At 67.6% G+C, this 22120-nt stretch carries 10 protein-coding genes; 4 read left to right on the forward strand and 6 right to left on the reverse strand.

The genetic code is table 11. From position 1 onward, the window contains the following. Positions 1-74 precede the first annotated feature (74 nt). From CLM73_RS29345 to CLM73_RS13815, 3 genes are all read right to left on the reverse strand, one after another. Positions 75-12971, reverse strand: a complete 12897-nt coding sequence (locus tag CLM73_RS29345) for an autotransporter-associated beta strand repeat-containing protein (RefSeq protein WP_325048265.1) — start codon at positions 12969-12971, stop codon at positions 75-77. A 620-nt stretch (positions 12972-13591) separates the two neighbouring features. Beyond that, a complete protein-coding gene (locus CLM73_RS13810; RefSeq protein WP_105238908.1) occupies positions 13592-14230 on the reverse strand; it encodes an FMN-dependent NADH-azoreductase in 639 nt (212 codons plus the stop codon). Next, a complete protein-coding gene (locus CLM73_RS13815) occupies positions 14227-14685 on the reverse strand; it encodes a GNAT family N-acetyltransferase (RefSeq protein WP_105238909.1) in 459 nt (152 codons plus the stop codon). The genes CLM73_RS13810 and CLM73_RS13815 overlap by 4 nt, the downstream gene beginning before the upstream one ends. A 110-nt stretch (positions 14686-14795) precedes the next feature. Between CLM73_RS13815 and CLM73_RS13820 the strand changes: the two genes are divergently transcribed. Next, positions 14796-16220, forward strand: a complete 1425-nt coding sequence (locus CLM73_RS13820; RefSeq protein WP_105238910.1) for a PLP-dependent aminotransferase family protein — start codon at positions 14796-14798, stop codon at positions 16218-16220. A gap of 205 nt (positions 16221-16425) precedes the next feature. Further along, positions 16426-17682: a chromate efflux transporter gene (chrA, locus tag CLM73_RS13825; protein ID WP_105241515.1), complete on the forward strand. Its 1257-nt coding sequence runs from the start codon at positions 16426-16428 to the stop codon at positions 17680-17682. On the opposite strand, the gene CLM73_RS13830 is transcribed toward chrA, so the two are convergent. Further along, on the reverse strand, positions 17679-18884 hold the full coding sequence (locus CLM73_RS13830; RefSeq protein ID WP_105238911.1) for a multidrug effflux MFS transporter: 1206 nt from the start codon (positions 18882-18884) through the stop codon (positions 17679-17681). The two genes, chrA and CLM73_RS13830, sit on opposite strands and share 4 nt — an antisense overlap. A gap of 87 nt (positions 18885-18971) precedes the next feature. Between CLM73_RS13830 and CLM73_RS13835 the strand changes: the two genes are divergently transcribed. Both CLM73_RS13835 and CLM73_RS13840 read left to right on the forward strand, forming a co-directional pair. Next, on the forward strand, positions 18972-19301 hold the full coding sequence (locus CLM73_RS13835; protein ID WP_105238912.1) for a SelT/SelW/SelH family protein: 330 nt from the start codon (positions 18972-18974) through the stop codon (positions 19299-19301). A 175-nt stretch (positions 19302-19476) separates the two neighbouring features. Further along, positions 19477-19923, forward strand: coding sequence for a carboxymuconolactone decarboxylase family protein (locus tag CLM73_RS13840; RefSeq protein ID WP_105238913.1), 447 nt, complete (start codon positions 19477-19479; stop codon positions 19921-19923). A 122-nt stretch (positions 19924-20045) separates the two neighbouring features. Here CLM73_RS13840 and CLM73_RS13845 read toward each other — a convergent pair whose 3' ends face one another. After that, on the reverse strand, positions 20046-21572 hold the full coding sequence (locus tag CLM73_RS13845; RefSeq protein WP_105238914.1) for a tripartite tricarboxylate transporter permease: 1527 nt from the start codon (positions 21570-21572) through the stop codon (positions 20046-20048). Positions 21573-21575: 3 nt separating this feature from the next. Then, a complete protein-coding gene (locus CLM73_RS13850) occupies positions 21576-22046 on the reverse strand; it encodes a tripartite tricarboxylate transporter TctB family protein (RefSeq protein WP_105238915.1) in 471 nt (156 codons plus the stop codon). Positions 22047-22120 lie beyond the last annotated feature (74 nt).

The following is a 22120-nucleotide window of genomic DNA, read 5'->3' on the forward strand; positions in this document are numbered from 1 at the left end:
AAGGCATTGCGCCCTCGGCCGCGAGCGGGTTGGACAGGCGCCATCCGGATACCAGCCGGATGGCGCCGCGTGCGTCAGAAGTTCCAGCGCACGTTCAGGAAGCCCGCATTCTCGCGGCTGCCGTTGCCGAACTGGCCTTGGTAGCTCAGGCCAATCGCGGCATTCTTCGACACGGCCACTTCCGCACCCACTTCAGCCACTGCGGCGTTGCGGGCGATGGGCGTGCCCGCCACCGTGAACGCCGGCCCCGAGCCGAAGGCCATCGTGCGGTCGGGGTCCACGTCTCCCATGGCGTGGCGCCAACCGAGCGTGGCGCGCAGGCGGGCGGGCGCGCCCGCGATCTGCGTGTCGAGGTTCCCGCGCAAGCCGACGGTGGTGGTCGTGATGTCGTTGCTCTGGCTGTCCGCCGACAGGGCCGCGGAGCCGCCGTCTTCCGAGAACCCGCCCATGCGCTGCTTGATCCACGCCGCGCCGACAAAGGGTTCGACCGTCGCGTTGGGCGCAACCGGCATGGCGTAGCCCAGCTCACCGAAGATCTGCGTGGTGTTGCCGCGGTAATCCGCTTTCAGCTCCTGGCTTGCGCCGCCGATGGCCAGATTGCGCTTCGTCTCGATGTCCTGCCAGCTATACGACGCGCCGGCCATGACGTTCCACGCGTTGCCGCTGGGCTGGACGAACGTCTTGCCGCCGAACAGCGTGACGCTGTAGCTGTCGACGTCGGCCTTGGCGTTGCGGCTGTCCTGCCAGATCGTGCTGTCCTGGTAGCCCAGCGCCACGCCCACGCGCCAGCCGTCACCAACCCGGATGTCGCCGCCGGCCAGCACGCCGCCGGTGCGCTGGCGGTAGCTGGGCGCATTGCCGTCGCCATCCTGGCTTTGCCAGTTGCCCAGCACTTCGGTCCACACGTTGCGCTGGCACGAGAAGCGCTCGGCGTAGCCGCCTGCGCTGCGGCCCTGTTCGCCGCACGCCCCGGCATCGGTGCGGCCTTCGCTGCGCAGGCTGTCACGCAGGTGGTTCAGCGGCAGGGTCCGCACCGATTCCGAACTGCGCACAATCGCCGATGACAGCGAGGCGTGGCTGTCGCCTGACAACTGCTTGAAGGCCTCGGGTGCCTCGCCCTCGCTCAACCCCAGGATCGCCGAGTAGAGCGGGGAACCCGGGTCGATCTGCTCCAGCGCTTGCGCCACGGCGCTCTGGTTCGGCGTGTCCGTGACCGACTCGAAGCCGGTGTCGTTGCGCTCGAACGTCACGGTGACGTTGTTGGGGTCGTAGACCACCGCGCCATCCAGGAACGCGAGCTGGGGCAGGGAGGTCGTGGCGAAGGTGCCTTGCACGCCCTGGTCCGCCGTCAGCACCGTGTAGGCGCTTTCCTGGGTGATCGGGGTGGTGTTGGTCACCTGCAGCGCCCCGTCCAGCGTGGCGGTCCCGGCCACGTGCAGATTGGTCGCCCCGGCCGGTCCCACGTTGACCGCGAGCGTGGCGCCCGCGGCGTTGCTGAAGTCGTCGCTGACCTTCAACCCGCCGCCCGCTGCGGGCGAACTTACGACCGTACCCGCGTTGCTAAGCCCGGCGATGGTGCCGTTGCCGGCCAGCGTGGCGCCCGGATTGACCTGCACCGACGCGGGCAGCGTGGCGGGCGCTTGAGCGCTGCCAAGCAGCACCGTGCCCGCCGCAATGGTGGCGTTGCCGGTGTAGGTGTGGTCGCCATCGATGGTCAGCGTGCCGCCGCCTTGCTTGACGAGGCTGCCCGCGCCCGACAGCGTGCCGTCGAACACGCCGTCCGCGCCCTGGTTGAAGACGAGCGCCGCGTTGTTGGCGATGGCGCCTTGCAGGCTGGACGTGTCGCCGATGAGCGTGCCCGCGTTGACCTGCGTGCCGCCGCTGTAGGTGGACACGCCGGCCAGCGTCAGCGCGCCGGCGCCTTCCTTCACCAGTTGGCCCTCGCCGCTGACGGGGCCGGCCAGCACGCCGTCGGCCGCCTGGTTCACGCGCAGCGTGGTCCCGGCCGCCGTGCTGACCGCGCCGCCGATGCTGGCGCTGTTGCCTTCGAGCGTGCCCCCGGCGATCACGGTGCCACCGGTGTAGCCGTTGGCGCCGTTCAACACCAGGGTGCCGTCGCCCAGCTTGGCAAGCGCACCCGTGCCGTTGATTGGCTGGTTCAGCGTGAAGGTCTGGCCGGCGGCGACGACATCGATGCCGCCGCCCGCGCCATCCAGAGAGATGTTGCGCGCGGTCGTGGCAAAGGCCGCGTCCGCGATGCGCAGCGTGCCGCCATCGATGGACACTGCACCGCCGTTGCCCAGCTGGTTGTCGGCGCTGACTTCCAGAACGCCGCTGCGGATGGCGGTATTGCCGGTGTAGGTGTTGACGCCGCCAAGCACCAGCGTGCCGCCGTTCAGCTTCTCGATCCCGCCCGCGCCGGTGATGGGTGCGTCAATGGTGGCGGTGGCGCCGTTCTCCACGCGCACCGGCGTCTGCGCCTGTGCGATCGCGATGGCGCCGGCCGTGCCGGCTTGCAGCGTGTAGCCGTCGGTCAGGAACTGCAGGCCGGTCACGTTTTGCGTGCCGTCGACCGTGACCGTGCCGGCAACGCCCGAGAAAGCCGCGTACTTGCCGTTCCACGGGTCGGCGCTGGTGCCGGCCGTGTCCGTCCAGTTGGTGGCCGTGGCGTTCCAGGTGCCCGCGCCGCCCGCGATGATGCCATCGGGCGTGGTCTTCGCGCCGTTCCAGAACTGGATCTCGCCCGGTTGCGTTTGCAGCACCAGATTGATCTGGTTGGGCTGGTTCTGCAGCGTGAGGTCGGCAGTGGTCAGGCTGGAGGGCAGGGCGCCGAACTGCACACCGTTGTCGGTCAGCGTGCCGCCGTAGGCGAACAGGCGGTAGACGCCCGTGCCCAGGTTTCCGCCATCCGTGATGTTCAGCACGCCATCCAGCCGCAGGTTCTGCGCCACGGTCACCGCGGTCGTCGCGGAGTTGGGTGTGCCCAGCGTGAAGTCGAGTTGCGTGCCGTTGGACAACGCCAGGCTGCGCGCAAACGAGATCGGATTGCCGGGGGTGCCCGCAACGAGACGCGCGTTGTCCTCCAGTTCCACGTCCGCTACCACCGAACCCGAGCCGCCCAGATTGCCGCCCGGATTGATCGTGACGGAGCCGCCGGTCAGCGTGCCGTCGACAAGCAGCGTGCCGTTGTTGACGGTGGTGCCGCCGCCGACGTTGTTGTTGCCGGTCAGGGTCAGCGAGGCGTCGCCGTCCTTGGTCAAGGTGCCCGTGTTGTTGCCGGCGGTGTTGATGTTGCCGGCGTAGGTGCCGTCCGTGCCATTCTGATTGAACACGATGGCGCTGCCGTCCACCACGGTGATGTTGCCTTGCAGGCTGGTGGCGTTGCCGGCCAGCGTGCCGGCGTTGATCACCGTGCCGCCCGTGTAGCCGTTGGGTCCGGTCAGCGTGACCGTGCCCGCGCCGTCCTTGACCAGTCCACCGCCGCCGGTGATGGCGCCGGCGTACGTGCCGCTGCCCGGAGGCTGGTTGAACACCACGGACGTGCCGGTCGAGGTGGCGATGTTGCCGGTAAGGCTGCTGGTGTCGCCGACCAGCGTGCCGCCGGCGAGCGTCGTGCCGCCCGTGTACTGGTTCTGACCCGTCAGCGTCAGGGTCGAGCCGTCCGTCTTGACGAGACTGCCTGCGCCCGTGATGTTGCCGGCCAGCGTCAGGTCGTTGGGACCGGACACCGTCAATGGGGCGCCCAGCCCGATGTCGTTGCCCAGCGCGATGCCCGGCGCACCGGCCTGCAGCGTGCCGGAGCCCGCAACGGTCAGGTCGCCGGTGCCCAGCGCGGCATTGTTGCCCGCGACGATCGTCCCGCCGGCCAACACCGTGCCACCGTCATAGGTGTTGGCGTTACCCAGCATCAGTGTCGACGTGCCGTCCTTGGTCAGCGGACCCGTGCCCGACACGACGCCGTTCAGCGCCAGGTCGCCCGCGCCGCCCACCGTGACCGGGCCTTGGAGCTCGACATTGTTGGTCAGCGACACGCCCTGACCCAGCAGCGTGGTGCCGGCCGCCGCAGTCAGCACGCCTGTGCCCAAGGCCGTGTTGCTGCCGATGGCCAGCGTGCCGGCGTTGAGTTGTGTGCCGCCCAGATAGCTGTTGCCGCCCGACAGGGTCAACAGGCCCGCGCCATTCTTCACCAGGCCGCCCGCGCCATCGATGTCGCCGGACAGGCCGAGGTCGGCACCGGTGAGCGTCGTGGCGCCGGCCAGCGTAATCGCGTTGGCAGCATTGACCGGCACGCTGGCAGACAGCGTCGTGCCATCGGCCGCCGTCAGCCGTCCCACGCCCAGCGCCGTGTCGCTGCCCAGTGCAAGCGTGCCGCCGTTGAGCGCCACGCCGCCCTGGAAGCTGTTGCCGCCGTTCAGCGTCAGCGTGTCCGTGCCGTTCTTGACGAGGCTTCCCGGCCCGGCGATGTCGCCGTCCAGCGTGAGCGCCGCGCTGCCCGGCAAGGTCAGCGCGCCATTCAGTTGCACATCGTTCGCCAGCGCCACGGCCGCCGACGCGTCCAGCGCCGTGCCGTCGGCCGCGGTGAGCGTGCCGGTTCCCAGGGCGCCTGCACTGCCCACGGTGATCTGCCCGCCGTTCAACTGCGTGCCGCCTTCATAGGAATTCGCGCCCGCCAGCGTCAGCGTGCCGGGACCGGTTTTGATGATGCCACCCGCGCCCGAGACATCGCCGGACAGCGCCATGTCCGCGCCATTCGCCACCGTGACACCGCCCAGCAAGGTCACATCGTTTGCCAGGGCAACCGCAACGTCGTTGGACAAGGTGGTGCCGTCGGCCGCCGTGAAGAGGCCGGTGCCAAGCGCCGTGTTCGTGGCGACCTTGATCTCGCCGTTCTGCAGCAGCGTACCGCCCGCGTAGGTGTTGGCGCCCGCAAGCACCAGCGTTCCCGCGCCCGTCTTGGTCAGCGTGGCGGTGGGGTCCGCGCCCGATATCGTGCCGGCCGCGGTGTACGCGCCCTGCGTCACATCGATGGCGCCAGCGCCTTCCAGCGCAAGCTCGCGCGCGGTCGTGCCAGGCGCGGCGTTCGCATAGCGCAACGTGCCGCCGTCGAACACCACGCGATTGGCCGCGTTGCCCAACTGGTTGTCCGCGCTGATCTCCAGCACGCCGCCTTCCAGCCGCGTGTCGCCGACATAGGTGTTGGCCTGCGTGAAGACCAGCGTGCCGCCATCGCGCTTGGCGATGGTGGCTGTGCCCTGCAGGGTCGTGTCCAGCGTCGCCGTCGCCGACGGTTCGACGCGCAAGGTGGCCACGCCACTGGCATCGGGCAGCGCGTTCAGCGCGTCGCCGGTCAGCGTATAGCCGTCGGTCGAGAACTGCAGGCCCTGGAAGCCCTGCGCGCCAGCGAGTGTGACGGTGCCGGCCGTGCCCTCGAAGACGCCATAGCGGCTGTTCCACGTGCCGGGCGTGCCGTTGACGTCGGCCCAGTTCTGCGTGGCGGCGTCCCACGTGCCCGTGCCGCCTTGCCAGAACTGGATATCGCCGGCCTGGTTTTCGTTCAGCACATTCACCTGGCCGGCCACGTTGGTCTGAAGCGTGATGACGCCCGGCGGCAGGGCCCCCAGCGCCAGGTTCAGCGAGGTCGCCGCGCCCGAGTACGCAATGATGCGATACACGCCGACGCCAAAGTCAGGCGTGCCGTCGATGTTCAGCGTGCCGTTCAGGTCGACGTTGCCGTGCACGTTGATGAGGCTGCCGGCGTTGGGCGCGCCCAGTTGTGCGTCGATGAACGACGCGTTGTCCAGCGTCAACGATCCCAGCGTCAGCGCGCCCGGCGAGGCTGAACTCACCGCAATCCGCCCGCCGCTGTTCACATTGACGTTGCCGTTGGCCGTGCCGGTGCCGGTCAGGGTGGTCGCAGGGCCATTGACGTTGACCGTGTTGCTGGCCAGCATGCCGCCCAGGTTCACCGTGCCGCCGTCGATGTTGAAGACGCCGGTGTGGCTGCTGTTGCCGTTGAGCGCCAGCGAGCCCGCGCCGGTCTTGGCGATGGCGCCCGCGCCCGCGAGGTCGCCGCCGAAGACGCTATCGGTTGCGCCGCCCAACCCCAGGCTGCCGTCCACCTGCAGTCTGCCCGCCCCGGACAGGGATGCGATGGACTCGGCGCCCGTCAGTTGCAGCGCGGCGCCGTTGTCGATGCGCACGCCGGAGGCGGAGGTGAGGAGGTTGTTGCCCTGCGTGACCAGCGTGCCTTGCGCGACGCCGACACCGCCTGTCAGCGCATTGCTGCCGGCAAGGGTCAGCGTGCCGATGCCCGCCTTTTCCAGGTTGCCCGCGCCGCTCAGCGCGCCGGCATAAGTCCCGGCAGCGGCCTGATCGAAGGTGAGGGTGGTGCCCGCGCTGGCGGCGACCGATCCAGTGATGCTGTCTGTGTCGCCCGTGATCGCGCCGGCCTGGAGCTGCGTGCCGCCGGCGTACCCATTGCTTCCGGCCAGCGTCAGCGTGCCCGCGCCGGTCTTGACCAGCGCCCCGTTGCCGGTGATGTCGCCGCCGAGGGTCCAGTTGCCCGCGCCGTCCACGGTCAAAGTGCTGCCCAGCGCTACTGCGTTGGCCAGCGTCACGCCATCGGCCGCCGACAACGTCGCGGCGCCGGTCACGTCCAGCGCGCCGGTGCCGAGGGCCGTGCTGCTGCCCGCGACCAACGTGCCGGCCGACAGCGTCGTGCCGCCGGCGTAACCGTTGTCGCCGGACAGTGTCAGCGTCGCAGCGCCATTCTTGATGAGGGCGTTGCCGCCGGCGATGGCGCCGGTCAAGGTCAAATCCTGGCCGCCGTTCACGGTCAGGTCGCCGCCGGTCAGCGCAATCTCGTTGCCCAGCGTCGTGGCCGTCGCGGCGTCAAGCGCGGCATCGCCCGTGACCGTGAGGGCGCCCGTGCCCAGCGCCTGATCCGATCCCGCCACGATGAGGCCCTGCGCCAGCGTCGTCCCGCCCTCGTAGGTGTTGTCGCCCGTCAACGTCAGCGTGTTGGCGCCCAGCTTGCTCAGTCCGCCCGCGCCGGACACGGTGCCCGTCAGCGTTACGTCCTGCGCGCCTGAAACTTCCAACGGGCCTCCGTCCAGCGCGACGGCGTTGGCCAGCGTCACCGGCGTGGTGAGCGCCTGCAGCGTGGCTGCGCCGCCCACTGTCAGCGCGCCGCTGCCCAGCGACGTATCGCTGCCCACCTGCAGCGCGCCGCCGTCGATTTGCGTTCCGCCCGCGTAGGTGTTGGCGCCGGCCAGCGTCAGTGCTCCTGCCCCGGCCGCGGTCAGACCGCCCGCCCCGGAAATCTCGCCGTCAAAGCGCAATCCATTGGTCGTGTCCAGGTTCAACGCCTTACCCAGGACCACGTTGTTGGCCAGCGTCACCGCTTGGCTCGAACCGAGTGTGGCCGCGCCGTTCACCGTAAGGTCCCCAGTGCCGAGCGCCGCGTCGTCACCCAGGCGCAAGGCCCCCGCCGTGAGCGTGGTGCCACCGGCGTACGTGTTCGCGCCGGCCAGCGTCAGCGTCGAGGCGCCCGACTTGGTCAGTGCGCCCGCGCCGTCGATCAGACCGTTCAGCGTGATGTCGCGGTCGCCGGTTACGGTCAATGCCGCAGCCAGCGTCGTGTCGTTGATGAGGTTGAGCGCCGGACCGCCCGTCACGCCGGACAGGGCGGCGTCGGCGTTGACGAGGAGGGCGCCCGTGCCGAGCGAGCCGTCCTGCCCGACGCGCACGTTGCCGCCGTTCAACTGCGTGCCGCCTGCGTACGCGTTGGCGCCTGCCAGGGTCAGCGTCGTCCCCGCGCCGGCGGCAATCAGGCCGCCGTCGCCGCCGACGGTGCCGAGCAGCGTGGCGTCCTGCGATTGCGCCAGTGTCAGATCCGCGCCGGCGCCCACATTGATGTCATTGCTCAGCGTCAGGCCGGCCGTGCTGTCCAGCGCCGCGTCGGCCGTGACGGCCAACGGGCCCGCGCCCAGCGCGGCATCGTTGCCCAGCACGAGACGACCGCTGTCCAGCTGCGTCGCGCCGTGCGCGTTCACGCCGTTGAGCGTGAGCGTTCCCGCACCCGACTTGATGAGTGAGCCCGCGCCCGTGATCGCGTTGTTCAGCGTCAGATCGCCCGCACCGCCTGTCGTCAGGGCCGCGCCCAGTGCGATGGCGTTGTTCAGCGCAACCGTGCCGTCGGTCAGCAGGCTGGAGGTGCCCGCGACATTCAGCGCGCCCGTGCCGAGCGCGCTGTCGCTACCGACGCGGATTGCGCCGCCCGTCATGGTCGTGCCGCCGCCATAGGTGTTGTTGCCGGTGAGCGTCAGCGTGGCGGGTCCCGCCTTCGCCAGCGCGCCGTCCGCGCCCGACACCAGGCCGGTGAGCGTCAGGTCGTTCGTGCCCGGGTTGGTCAGCGTCGCGCCCGGGGCAATCGCCACGTCGTTGGCCAACGTCACGGCGGCCGTCGTGTTCAGCGCGCTTGTCCCGGTGACGTTGAGCACGCCCGAGCCCAGCGCGGTATTGCTTCCCGCGGCGATCGTGCCGGCCGCCAGCGTCACGCCGCCGATGCCGCTGTTGTCGCCGCCCAGCGCCAGCGTGCCGGCGCCCGACTTGGTGATGCGGCCCGCGCCCGAGAGCGTCTGGTTCAACGTGAACACATTGCCCGCATCGGCAATATCAAAGCCCGCGCCCGCGCCGATATCAATGGCGCGCGTGGTGCCGGTGTAGCCCGTGCCGGTCACGCGCAACGTGCCGCCAGCAAAGTTGAGGGCCGTGCCCGCCGCACCCAGGTTGCTGTCGGCGCTGACTTGCAACACGCCTTCGCTGATCTGCGTGCCGCCCGTGTATTCGTTTGTGCCGCCCAGCACCAGCGTGCCCTGGTCGCGCTTGTTCAGCGTGCCGGCGCCACGGATGACGCTGTTCACCGTTCCCGTCAGCGTGGGATCGACGCGGAACGTGTTCGGACCTGCTGCCAGACGGATAGCGCCGTCCTGCAGCGTGTACCCATCGGTGAAGAACTGCATGCCCGTCACGGCCTGCTCGCCGGCCACGGTGACCACGCCACCCGACGTGCCGCCAAAAACGGCGTAGTTGCCAGCCCAGCTCTGGCTCAGAAGCCCCGCCTGATTGGTCCAGTTCGTCGAGCCCGCCTGCCACGTACCCGCGCCGCCCGCCAACGTGCCATCCGCGAGCTGCTTGGGGCCATTCCAGAACTGCACGCTGCTGTCGCTGGTCTGCACCACCAGGTTCACCTGCTGGTTCACCGCGGTCTGGATCTGCAGATTCGACGGCACCGTGCCCGGCGGCAGGGAGCCGAGCGCGAGCCCATTGTCCGTGAGCTGGCCGGTGTAGGTGATCAACCGGTAGACGCCTTCGCCGAAGCCGCCCTTGTCGGTGACGTTCAGGTCGCCGTCCAGCGTCACGTTGCCATTGACCTGAACCAGCGTCTGCGGCGTGGCCGGCGGCGCGCCCAGCGCCACGTTGAATTGCGACCCTTGGTTCAGCGTCAGGCCGCCCAGCGTCAGCGTCTGGCCGGACGTGGCCGACAGCGCGCCGCCGGAGGCGACCGTCTTCAAACCGCTAAGAACGCCGGAACCGGCAAGCGTGGCGCCCGCGCCCACGTTCACCTGCGAACTGGCCAGGCTGCCGTTCATGTTCAATGCGCCCGCCGCGACATCGAACGCGCCGCTTTGCGTGCTGTTGCCGGCCAGCGTCAGCGTGCCGGTGCCGTTCTTGATGACGTTGCCCGCGCCGGACAGTGCGCCACCGAAAATCGAATCCGCGTTGTCCTGGCCCATCTGCACCGTCGCACCCGCGCCGAGGTCCAGCTGTCCCGTGCCGGCGAGGGATCCGAACGTTTCGCTGTCCGCCAGCCGCAGCACGGTGCCGCCGCCCAAGTTCACGGCAAGGCTGTCAGCCAGCGCCTGTCCGCCGCGCGTTTCCACCGTGCCGGACAGCAGGTTCAACCCGCCGGTGAACGTGTTGGTCCCGCTCAGTACCAGCGTCTGTCCGCTGGCCGCCACGTCGACGCTGCCTGAACCGCTGATCGCGCCGCCATAGGCGCCATCCACGCCCTGGGCAATCACGAGCTTGGAATCGTTCAGCACGCTCGCGCCCAGGCTGCCCGCGCCGGCCTGGACCGTTCCGCTTGCGATGGTCGTGCCGGCGTGGGTGTTGGCGCCCGTAAGCGTCAGCGTGCCCGGGCCGTCCATCACCAGACGGCCGGGGCCCGTGATCGCACCGGCCAGTCCGATGTCGTTCGCGCCGTTGACGGTCAGGTTACCCGTCAACGCGACGTTGTTGACGAAGCTGCGCGCCTCGGAGCTTTGAAGCGCGGCGTTGCCGCCGACAGCCAGTGTGCCGCTGCCCAGCGCGGTATCGCTCCCGGCAATCAGCGTGCCCGCGTTCAACAGGACGCCGCCGCCGTGCGTGTTGTTGCCGGCCAGTGTCAACGTGCCGGCATCGTTCAACGCGATAGCGCCGGCGCCGGAGAGGTTGCCCGACAGGTTCAGCGCCTGTCCGCCAGTGGCGATGCCCAACGTGTCGCCCAGGCGCACGTTGTTGGAAACGGTCAGGTTGCCGGCGGCCAGCGTCGCCGGTCCTTGGACGTCCAGAAGGCCGTCGCCAAGGCCTTGCGCGTTCGTGAGCGTCAGTTGGCCCGCATTGAGCAGGACACCGCCGGTGTGCGCGTTGGCGGCCGACAGGGTCAGGTCGGCGTTGCCGTTCTTGACCAGCGTCCCGCCGCCCGACAGCGCGCCGGCCAGCGTCAGCGCCTGGCTGCCGCCGATGGTGAGCCGGTCGCCCAGCACGAACTGGTTGCCCAGGCTGACGGGCGAGGCGCTGTCCACGGTGGTCGCGCCGGTCACGTTGATCAAGCCGGTCCCCAGCGCGTCGTTAGCGCCCGCGACGACTGTCCCCGCCGCAAGCGTGCCGCCACCGAAGCTGTTCGTGGCGTTCAGTGTAAGGACGCCGGTCCCCGTCTTCACCAGTGTGCCGCCCGCGCCGGACAGCGTGCCATTGAGCGTGAGGTTGTTGTTGCCGGCCACGGTCAGCACGTTGCCCAGCGCAAAGTTGTTGCCCAGCGCCACGCCCGAACCGGCAAGCGTGGTGGCGCCGCTGACGCTGACCGCGCCGGTCCCGAGCGCGCCGGACGCGCCCACGTTGACCGTCCCGCCGGCCAGCGTGGTGCCGCCGGCATAGGTGTTGGCCCCGTTCAGGTTCAACACGCCCGAACCGGTCTTCACCAGTGAACCGGCCGCACTGATCGGCCCGTTCAGCGTCAGCGTTTCCGCGCCGTTGAGCGTCAGCGCGTTGTTCAGCACGATCGCGTTCTGCAGCGCGACACTGGCGGATGACGCCAACGTCGATGCGCCGTTGACCGTAAGCGGCCCCGCGCCGAGGGCGGCATTGTTGCCCACGATCAGTCCACCGGCATTCAGGCGCGTTGCGCCATGCGAATTCGCACCGGTCAGCGTCAGGACGCCGGCGCCGCTCTTGACCAGCGCCGAATTGCCAGACAACGCACCCGACAGCGTGAGTGGAGACGCGTTGGCCAAGGCAAGATCGGCATCCAGCACGATGTTGTTGTTCAGGTTCGTGGCGCTGCCGGGCAGCAGCGACGACGCGCCGTACACGACCAGATTGCCCAGTCCAAGGGCGCTGTTGCCGCCCAGCGACAGGCTGCCTGCGCCCAGCCGTACGCCGCCAAGGTGCGTGTTCGTGCCGTTGAGCGTCAGGGTGCCCGTGCCGGACTTGTCCAGCACGCCAGGGCCTGAAATGGGGCCCGCCAGCGTCAGCGCGTTTGCGCCCTGAACGCCCAATCCGCCCGCGTTGAGCGCAATTGCGTTGGCCAGCGACAAGCCCGGCGTGGTCGGCGAGATGGCGCCGCCGGCGCCTGTCAGCGTGCCGGTGCCGAATGCGGTATTGCTGTCGAAGTTGACCAGACCGCCGTTCAAGGTGGCCTGGTTGCTGACGAGCTGTCCGTTGATCGTCCAGGTGCCGCCGTTCACGCGCAGGTTGTTGAAGTTCCGGTACACCGCCGCACTGGCCGTGCCGGTGCCGCCGACGCCGGTCGCCGCCGGATTCTGCAGCACCAGCGTGTTGTTGCCGTTCGCGCCGCCGTCCACGGTGCCGCCGCGGGCAAAGCCCAACGCGATGCTGACGTCCAGGTTCGCCACGGACAGGTCGACCCCCACGTCCGCGCCGCCGGTTGAAATGGTCGATCCGGTCACGGCGGTGAACGTGTTGGTGCTGTTCTGCCCCATGCTCACGCTGCCGTTGATCGTGCCCGCGTTCACGAACGTGTTGCCGGCAGCCGATCGGCCAAGGCCCACGCGCCCATTGATGACGCCGCCGGCTGCGTTGTTCACGGTGATGGGCGCGCCGCCATAGGCGGCAATCACGGGACTGGCGTTCAGCAGCGACAGCGACAGCAGTCCGGGCTTCAAGCCGATCGTGCCCGAGTTGTCGAGATTGATGGTGCCTGCGGCATTGCTGCGCAGAAAGAGGGCGGTTCCGTCCAGCGTGCTCAGGACCTGCAGGCCCAGCACCGACAGGCCCGCGCCGTACAAGGTGCCGCTGTTGTTCACGCGCACCGCGCCCGCGGTCGACGGACTGCCCATGATGGCGCCCGACGTGCCCAGCGCTGCCAGCGACAGCGTGGGATCGACCAAACCCTGATTGGTCAGCGTCACGTTGCGCCCCGTCAACGTGATGGCTGCCGCACCCGGCAGGCCGACCAATGGCCCGGCGGATTGCCCACCCGGTGTCACCAGCACCGAAACGTCGTTGCCGCTGTTGTTGACCAGATTCGGGTCGAGCAGGGTGGCCGCGTCATTGCAGATGATGGACGTGCCCGTGGTCGTGCAAGCCAGCGCGGCCGGCATGGGCAACAACAGCATCGCAAGGATGCGCCAGACGTAGTTCAGGTAAAGGGGGACGGGGGTATAGCCATGCCGGTGGCCAGATGTCATGTCAGCTCCAGGGACGGAAGGAGCCTTACCCGTTTTCGCATGCAACCATCCGCAAACGGACAAGGCAATGCTGCAACTTCAGGTATTCAGTCGGCGGTTGTTATTGGTGTCCCGTCCGCTGAATAAGGGCCAGTGTTGGGGCGAAGGCGGGCCGCGGCTGTAAACAATCTGCGTTAAGCGTAACTAGATAATTCGACATAATTGCGGATTATCTCTGTATGAAACCTACATGAAGTTACTGGTGTTTCAGTTTGAATTAATGCGAATTGATAATGTTGCGACGCGGTGAATTTTAATTATTCTTAAATCTGCGGACAAAATAGCGGCTTCGATACGGCTGTTGAAAGGCATTTAATTATTTCGCGTAAGTCATTGAAAAGACGTCTTTATGTTGAATATTGGGCTGCTTTTGTAAGTTGGCTGATTCATGGGTTAACTGCACTGTTTTATGAGCGCAGGAACGCCGATTGCTGACGCAACTCGACCTCAGTGCGCGATGCCGAGATTATCTCGACGAAATTCTCTGCAAAATCCCGACAAGAAAAGCCCCGAACTTCTCCTGAAATTCGGGGCTTGTTGGCGCGGCGCCTTCATCAAAAAGCAAGCAAGCGTAAATGCGCTCAGGCCGGCACGGCATCGTCGGCAATCTCGAATGCAATGCGGTTCACCGCCGCCTGCGCGCGCGCCCGGGCAGCCTCCAGCAAGTCCTGGCCCCGGGCCGTGCCTTCCACCGTGACGAAGGTCACCTGCTTGAGCCCGATGGTCGCCAGCACGTGACGCAGGTACGGCGTCAGGAAGTCCGGCTGCCGTGCCTCTTCACCGCTGAACGTGCCGCCCGACGAGATCGCGACATACACCGGCCGGTCCGCCAGCAGGCCGACCTTGCCCTGGGGCGTGATGTGAAACGTGTGGCGAACCCGGACCACATGGTCCAGCCATGCTTTCAGGGCGGAGGGCACGGTGAAGTTGTGCATCGGCGTTGCCAGCACGATGTGGCTGGCTTCGTCCAGCATCCGGATCAGATCGCCCGACGCGAGCAGCGAACCGTTTTCCGATCCGTCGGCTGCGGGCTCCTCTCGCGCCGCCAGCACAGCCGCATAGTCGCTGTCCGCATGGGTGAGGGTGGTGGCGTCGAACTCCACGATGTCCAGGCCTTCGGCAGGCCCCGTCTGCGCCAGCCGGTCGAGAATCAGCTCAGACAGGCGATAACTTTCCGATTCGAGCCCCCGCGGGCTGCACCGAATTCGAAGAATGCTCATTGGGAAGTTCCTTTCAAGGGTTTGCTGAACCGGATGGCACTGGTCAACAGGCCCTGCCGGAAATAGAAGCGTTGCGCCAGCGCATTGTTCAGCCCGGTATCGAGCACAAACTTGTCGCAGTCCGCCTCTCGTGCGAGCCGGTCCAGTTCGGCGATCAGCCGGGCGCCCCAGCGGCTGCCGCGCGCCGACGGATCCACCACCAGGTCGTCCACGTACATGAACCGCCCGTAGATCAGGTTTTCCTGATAGCGGTATCCCGCCAGCGCCACCGCCTGGCTGTCTCGCATGACGGCGAGCAGCCGGTAGTTCGTCTGGTGCATCCGGGCCAGGCGTTGGACGAAGTCATCCGCATGGGCCAGATGCGGACGCAGTTCGCGCATCAGCGGCAGGCAGGCCCGCCATTCTTCCGGGGTCTCCAGGTGGCGCAATGCCGGCTCAGTGGAGGATGTGTGCATGGATCAGTCCCTCAGGGTCGGGGCGCTGAACGTACGCCCACCGTGAGTACGAATCTTAAAAACCGCATGCCATAATTTGAAGGGCCATAAATGCGCTTACGGACTATGCCATGATTCCTGCATCACCCGACGGTCTGCAAACCGTCACCGACGCCGCCGGCAACCCGCTGTACCGCCAGATCTACGAGCGCTTCCGAAGCGCCATCGCCGAAGGCACCCTCAAACCCGGCGACCGAATTCCCTCGGCACGCGCGCTCGCCAAGGAAATTGGCGTGGCGCGCGGCACCATCGAAGTCGCCTACTCGCTGCTCGCCTCGGAAGGGTATATCCAGGCGCGCGGCCAAGCGGGCACCGTCGTCGCCCCCAACCTGCAACCCGTCGCGCGCACGGCGCCGACGGTCCGGGCCCGTCCCGCCGAAGCGGTGGAAGATCGCTGGCCGCGGCCGGCCGCGCCGCTGCCATTCCAGATGGGGCTGCCCGCGCTCGACGCCTTTCCGCGCAAAATCTGGGCGCGACTGGGCGCGCGACATCTGCGCAGCATGCAGCCGGCGGACCTCGGCTACCCGGATCCTGCCGGATTGCTTGGGCTGCGGACCGCCACGGCGGCCTACCTGCAGGTCGCGCGCGGCATCGAATGCACGCCGCGCCAGGTGTTCATCACGTCGGGCTACAGCCACACCATGCAGCTCATCATGCAGGCGCTCTTCAAGCCCGGTGATTCAGTCTGGGTGGAAGATCCCGGCTATCCACCCACGCGGGTGTTGCTGGCGCAGGCCGGCATGCAGGCCGTGCCGGTGCGCGTGGACGGCGAAGGTCTCGTGGTGGAGGCGGGCGTCGCGCAGGAGCCGCGGGCCAGAGCTGCCGTCGTGACGCCCGCCCATCAAAGTCCGCTGTGCCTGTCGTTGTCGCTGCCCCGACGCCAGGCCTTGTTGGACTGGGCCGAACGCAGCAGCGCCTGGATCGTGGAGGATGACTACGACGGCGAATACCGCTACGTCGGCCGCCCGCTGCCGGCACTGAAAAGTCTGGATCGGCAGGGCCGTGTGCTGTATTCAGGCACCTTCAGCAAGGTGCTGTTCCCCGGCATGCGGCTTGCCTATCTGGTCGTGCCCGAAGAGCAGGCGTCGCGCTTCGAGCGTCTGTGCATGCTGCTGGCGGGCGGGGCGCCGGCGTTGACGCAGGCCGTGCTGACATCGTTCATCAACGAAGGCCATTTCGCGCGCCATATCCAGCGCATGCGCCGCCTGTATGGCGAACGGCGCAACACCACGGCGGCAGCGTTGTCCGATGTGCTGGGCTCGCGTTTGCGCATCGATCTGCAGCCGGGCGGCATGCACCTGTTGGCGCGCCTGGAAGGCCACCAGACCGACCGCGAGCTGGCGTCACGCATGCTGGGCCATGGCCTGTATGCGCAAGCCTTGTCGCATTGGTCGGCGGCGCCCGATGCGCGCTCAGGCCTGCTCATGAGCTTCACCAACATCGTGTCGGCCGAGCAGGCGGAGCAACTGGCCGGCCGAATCCTGGAACTCATGTGACCCGCGCAAGGACAATGCCCGTCAGTGGCCTGGCATTGGGTGTCATGAACCCAGGTTAGGTATGGGCCATGATTCGCGTCGGGGTGGGCGCGGCAAGCGCCAAATCCTGACATTTATCCGATTGAATCCCGGCCGTGGCCCGGCTATAAGCTTGAAACCGGGGCCCGAAAAAATCGGCGCCCTGACTCCCAAGAAGCCCGAGCCGATGCCGCACCCATCCCCCCACGATGAACACGTCGACAGCAAGCCGGCTACCGGCGCGCGCGCCCAGACCGGCCGCGGATCCTGCCTTGAAGTGTTTCTGGTGTTCCTGCGCCTGGGCTTGACGTCCTTTGGCGGACCGGTGGCGCACCTGGGCTACTTCCGCGCTGAATTCGTCGACCGGCGGCGATGGCTCGACGACTACGCCTTTTCCGATCTGGTCGCGTTGTGCCAGTTTCTGCCGGGCCCCGCCAGCAGTCAGGTCGGCATGGCGATCGGCCTGCGCAGGGCTGGCTGGGCCGGCATGCTGGCCGCATGGATTGCGTTTACCCTCCCGTCGGCTCTCGCGCTGATCGGTTTTGCGATGGGGCTCGCCCACTATGGCTGGCTGTCCGAATCGGCGGCAATCCACGGTCTGAAGGTGGCGGCGGTCGCCATCGTGGCGCAGGCGGTCTGGGGCATGGGCAGGTCGCTCTGTCCTGACCGGCCGCGTGCCGCGATGGCCGTGGCCGCCGCGTTGCTCACCGTGGTGCTGCCGACTGCGATGGCGCAGATCGCGGCTGTCGTGTTGGGTGCGGTGGTCGGCGCCGCCTTCCTGCAATTGCCGCCCCGGCCTGTCCTGTCCAACGCCTCCTCGGGCGTGCCGCGCGCGGCGGGCCTGGTGTCGCTTGGCCTGTTCGCCGTCTTGATGGCCGGGCTGCCGCTATGGGCGCTGCTTTCGGATGGTGCGCTGGCCAGCCAGATTGCCGGCTTCTACCGCGCCGGCGCACTGGTCTTCGGCGGCGGACACGTGGTGCTGCCGCTGCTGGAAACTGCATCCGTTTCGTCCGGGATGGTGTCCAACGCCGATTTCCTGGCCGGTTACGGCGCGGCGCAGGCGATGCCCGGCCCGTTGTTCACGTTCGCGGCCTTCCTGGGCGCCATGTCGTCCGGGCCCTTGTCCGGCTGGGCGGGCGGCCTGGCGCTGCTGTGCGTCATCTTCGTGCCGGGCGCCTTGCTGCTCGCCGCCGCGCTGCCATTCTGGGATACGCTGCGCCGCCGGCCCGGCGTGCGCAACATGGTGGCCGGCGTCAATGCCAGCGTCGTCGGCATTTTGCTCGGCGCGCTCTATGACCCCGTCTGGACCAGCGCGATTCTCGGCAAGGCCGACTTCGGCCTTGCACTGCTGCTGTTCGCGTTGCTGGTCTATGCCCGCTGGTCCCCAGTGTGGGTGGTGCTGCTGGCCGCCGTCAGCGGCTGGTCGCTGGGCTGGCTGATCTAGCCGTTGCTCGCGTCAAGACGCCGGCCCAGCGCCGGAGACAAGAGCAGCAACGGCGCCACGATCACCGCGCCAATCAGCGCCATGGCCGCCTGCGGCGCCATTCCGCTATCCAGCAGCACGGTTGCGATCACCGCCGACCCGCTCATCTGGAACAAGCCATACACCGCCGCCGCGGTGCCCGCCCGGTCGGCAAACGGCTCCAGCGCCAGGCTCAACCCCGACCCCAACGCCAGCGAAAACCCCACGGTCAGCACCGCCACCGGCAGCATGAAGATCCACGCCGACAACGGCGCCCACAGCCACGCGCCCAGATGCAGGGCCGACGCCAGCAGTAAGGCCACCATGCCGACACGCACCATGGTGTAGCGGCCATACCGCGCGATGAACGCAGGCGCCAGGAAGAACGCCGCAATATTGATCGCCGCATTGCCACCGAACCAGGCCGAAAACCCCAGCTCCGAATAGCCGAGCTGTTGCACGAGCACGACGGGCGCGGCCGACACGAACACCAGGATCATGGCCATGCCCGCCATGCCGAAGCACGCAAAGTACAGAAACCGGCCGCTCGCAACGATGGGCGCATAGCGGGGCAGGCTGTACAGCGCGCCCGGCCGGTGCGCCGGCTTGGCCCGCGTCTCCTCGAAGCGCAGCGCAAGCAGCGCCGCCAGCGCCAATGCGAACACGGCCATGAACACGAACGTGCTGCGCCAGCCCGCATGCAACGCCAATACGCCGCCCACCATCGGGGCCAGCGCCGGCACCGTGCACAGCGCGCCGTTCAAGTAGCTGTAGACGCGCGCGCCGACGGCCGGGCTGAAGCAATCGCGCACGGCGGCAAACGCCACCAGCGACGCCGAACACGCGCCCAAGCCCTGCACGATGCGCGCGGCGTAAAACACCTCGAGCGACGTTGCCGCCGCGCCCAGCGCGGAGCCCGCCAGATACGCCAGCGCCCCGCACAGCGCCACGGGCCGCCGGCCATAACGGTCGGCTAGCGGGCCGATCAAAATCTGCCCCACGCCCACCGCGAAGATGAACAGGGTGATGCTGGCCTGCAGCGCGCCAATGGGCTCGTCAAACGCATGCGCCATGGCGGGCAGGGAGGGCAGATAGATGTCGATGGCCATTGGCGTGAGCGTGACCAGTCCCATCAAAAGACCGATCAGCCAGCGCTGGCCTCGGGGCGTCAAGGCAGACTTCATTGCAGGCTCTGGGCCCATTGCAGACCCGGGAAAACCCGACATTATCCATGATCGTGCGTGGCCGGGCTGGCGTAGAATGCCTTTCCCATGAATCCGTCCGCCTTGCGCCCTCGCATCGTCATCCTTTACTGCACGCAGTGCCAGTGGCTGCTGCGCGCCGGCTGGATGGCGCAGGAACTGCTCTCCACCTTTTCGGCCGATCTGGGCGAAGTGGCGCTGCAGCCCGGCACCGGCGGCATCTTCCAGATCACCTACAACGGCGATCTGATCTGGGACCGCAAACGCGACGGCGGTTTTCCGGAAGCCAAGGTCCTGAAGCAGCGCGTGCGCGACCGCCTGGACCCGGGCCGCCCGCTCGGGCACATCGATGGGCACAACGGTGGCCCAACCGGCCCCATCTCCACGCCCGATCGCTGAAGCCCGATCCCTGACGCTACCCGTGCGCCATAAAAGGGCTTGGCCTATCTGCAGGCTCAATCTACTCGGGGTACCTGCCATCTTGGTCCAGTCAATACGCCAATTCTTGGCTCTGTTGGGTCGGCATCCGCAAGCGTAATGTTGCGGTTATCAACCACAGCAGCAAGGAACTGGAATGACCCGCTTGAACTGGCAAGAAGCCGCACCCGAGGGCGCGAAGGCCCTCTTTGGCATCCACCACTACGTCACACAGCGCACGGCGCTTCCGGCGGAACTCGTGCATCTCGTGTTTTTGCGCGTCTCGCAGATCAATGGCTGCGCGCACTGCATCGACCTGCACAGCCGTGACCTGCGCAAAACCATGTCGGTCGAGAAGATCACGCTGGTGCCCGTGTGGGACGAGGTGCACCACCTGTTCTCCGACCAGGAACGCGCCGCGCTGGCCTGGGCCGAGGAAGTGACCCGCGTCAGCGAAACGCACGCGTCGGACGAAGCCTACGCCGCCGCGTCGGCCGCGTTCGCGCCCAAGGACCTGGTCGACCTCACGATCGCGATCGCCGCCATGAATGCGTTCAATCGGCTGGGCGTCCCATTCCGGGTTCCCGTTGCCGCCAAGGCATGACGATCTGAAGAACGCCAGCCGCACCTGGTCGGCGTTCCAGGTAAGCCTGAGCGATAAGCCAAAAAAAGGCCGGTCCTCGCGAGACCGGCCAAAGCAGCACTACCCCGAAACTTGCCTTGCAATTACGCAGCAGACTCCGCGTGCTTGAGCGCTTCGCGCGCCTTGCGCTGGCGCAGGGCCGACACCGCGAGCAACGCGATCAGTCCCACGCACGCCAGGATGAAGCCCAGGCTGATGGGCCGCGTCACGAAGATAGACAGTTCGCCGCGCGACAGCAGCAGGGCGCGGCGGAAGTTCTCTTCCACCATGGGTCCGAGCACGAAGCCCAACAGCAGCGGCGCCGGTTCAAACCGCAGCCGGATCAGCGCGTAACCCGCGGCGCCGAACAAGGTCACCATCCCCACGTCGAACAGGTTGTTGTTCGTGCTGTAGACCCCCACGCAGACGAAGAACAGCGCGGCAGGGAACAGATAGCGGAAGGGAACGGTCAACAGGCGCACCCACATGCCGATCAGCGGCAGGTTCAGGAGCAGCAGCAGCACGTTGCCGACCCAGAAGCTGGCGATCAGCCCCCAGAACATATCGGCGTGTTCGATCATCATCTGCGGACCCGGCTGGATGCCGTGGATGATGAGCGCGCCCAGCATCAGGGCCATGACCGGATCGCCAGGGATGCCCAGGCTCATGGTCGGAATGAAGCTGGTCTGCGTCGAGGCGCTGGTGGCCGCTTCCGGACCGGCGATGCCTTCGATGGCGCCGCGGCCGAAACGGCGCGGTTCCTTTGCAACCTTCTTTTCCGTCGCGTACGAAATGAACGACGCAATGGTCGGACCCGTGCCCGGCAGGATGCCGAACGCCGCGCCGATGGCCGTGCCGCGCACCAGCGCGCCGCGCGATTGCTTGATGTCGCCCGCTTCCGGACGCATGGACTTCAGGCTCACCTTCGCCGACGTGACCTTGCTGTCGCTGCCAATGCGATTGATGTTCTTCAGGAAGTCCGCCACGCCGAACAGACCCATGGCCAGCGCCACGATCTGCAGGCCGTCGGACAGTTCCAGGATGCCGAAGTGAAAGCGCATCGTGCCCGTGTTGACGTCCGTGCCCACCACGCCCAGCAGCAGGCCGACCACGACCATCGCCACGCCCTTGATCGCCGATCCCTTGGCCAGCGTTGCGCCGGCCAGCAGGCCCAGCATCATCATCGAGAAGTACTCGGCCGGACCGAACTTGAACGCGACGTCAACCAGCAGCGGCGAGAACAGGATCATCGCCAGGATGCCGACGGACGCGCCGCAGAACGACGAGAACATCAGCATGAAGAGCGCCGAGCCGGCCTTGCCGTTGCGCGCCAGCGGATTGCCGTCCAGACACGCCACGGCATGCGACGCGGTGCCAGGCAGGTTCAGCATGATCGACGTGATGCCGCCGCCGTATTGCGAGCCGTAGTAGATGCCGGACAGCATCACCAGCGCCGCGGTCGGCGTCATCGTGTAGGTCAGCGGCAGCAGGATCGAAATGGCGGCCAGCACGCCCATGCCCGGCAGCACGCCGATCAGGTTGCCCATGAACACGCCGAAGATGGCCCACATCAGGTTGTCCAGCGCGAACGCGACAGAGAACCCGTGCATCAGGTTATTGAAGATTTCCATGGATCAACCCCAGCGGAACAACGGAAACTGGAGCTGCAGGGCCCAGGAGAAAACCGCCACGCCAAGCACCGTGACGCCGGCGGCAAGGATGGCTGCGCTGCGCCAGGTGTGCTGGCGATCGCCCATGGCGGAGATGAAGACCAGCACGAAGGTCGCGGGCACCAGGCCACCGAACTTGCCGATCAGGATGAAGGACAGCAACCCGCCGATGATGCAGCCCCAGCCGCGCCACTCGGGCGGCGCCACTTCTTCGGCATCTTCCTCGACAACAACGGGCGAGGTCGCCGTCTTGGCAATAGCCAGGCCCAGAAGGACCAGCAGCACGCCCAGAATCGCGGGGAACATGCCCGGACCCATGCGATCAAGGCTTCCCAATGTGTAGGTTGACGCCTGCGCGATGGCGCCCAGGCCCAGCACGATCATCGTGCCCGCGGCCCACGCCTCGCGCCGTACGGCGCTGCGTTTTGATTGCATGGTCTTTTCCTCCCGTTGTTGTGCTTATGTCTGACTGCGGTCTGAACAAAAGCTGACACTGCAATGAATGCGGG

The sequence above is a fragment of the Achromobacter spanius genome (assembly GCF_002966795.1).
In the GTDB taxonomy this organism is placed as follows: Bacteria; Pseudomonadota; Gammaproteobacteria; order Burkholderiales; family Burkholderiaceae_B; genus Achromobacter; species Achromobacter spanius_D.